Origin of the sequence: Micrococcus sp. KRD128 (assembly GCF_017168395.1) — a bacterium.
GTDB classification, from domain to species: domain Bacteria; phylum Actinomycetota; class Actinomycetes; order Actinomycetales; family Micrococcaceae; genus Micrococcus; species Micrococcus luteus.
On the sequence record NZ_JABFAX010000029.1, the window covers coordinates 1 to 841 of the forward strand.

Consider the following 841-nt stretch of genomic DNA (forward strand, 5'->3'; position numbering starts at 1 on the left):
GCACCACGGAAGTACCCCGACGAGCTCCGCGAACGCGCCACGCGGATGACTCTGGAAGCCCGTCAAGACCCCGCCACGAGGACCGGAGCGTTCCGCCGTGTGGGAGAACAGCTCGGGATCAATCCCGAGACGCTGCGCAACTGGGTCCGCCAAACCGAGATCGACCACGGCCACCGCCCCGGGATCACGATCAGCGAGGCCGCCCGGGTGGCCGAGCTGGAGAAGGAGAACCGTGAACTGCGGCGGGCGAACGCGATCCTGCGCTCGGCGTCGGCTTTCTTCGCGGCGGAGCTCGACCGCCCACAGCGCTGATCGTGGACTATATCGACGAACACAAGCACGAGTTCGGTGTCGAGCCGATCTGCGCCACGCTGTCCGCGGCAGGCACGCAGATCGCACCGAGCACGTATTACGCGGCCAAGACGCGCCCTCCTTCAGTGCGCAGCCTGCGCGATGAGCAGGTGCTCGTTGAGATCCGGCGGGTGCATGAGGCCAACTACGGGGTCTACGGGGCCCGGAAGGTCCACGCGCAACTGCGGAGGGAGGGCCTGCAGGTGGCCAGGTGCACGGTGGAGCGGCTCATGCGAGCCGCAGGCCTGCGCGGGATCAGCCGCGCGAAGGGCCCGAGGACCACGGTCCCAGGCCGCGGCCCGGATGAGCGTCAGGACCTGGTGCAGCGCGACTTCACCGCGGCGGCTCCGAACCAGCTGTGGGTCGCTGACATCACCTACTGCCGCACTTTCAGCGGATGGGTGTACGCCGCGTTCATCATCGACGTGTTCTCCCGACGGGTGCTGGGCTGGCAGCTGTCGAAGTCGCTGCGCACGGACCTGGCCCTGGA

General features: G+C 68.4%; 2 protein-coding genes and 1 other annotated feature. Both genes read left to right on the top strand.

The window, feature by feature from the left end; all coding sequences use genetic code 11:
* Window positions 1-312 (top strand): transposase (locus J1M44_RS11100; protein WP_206481096.1); only part of this gene is annotated, 312 nt, incomplete at its 5' end.
* Window positions 273-401, top strand: a sequence feature (AL1L pseudoknot). Its footprint overlaps the gene before it by 40 nt.
* On the top strand, window positions 315-841 hold a 527-nt coding region (locus tag J1M44_RS11105; protein ID WP_206481097.1), incomplete at its 3' end, for an IS3 family transposase. (Overlaps the previous feature by 87 nt.)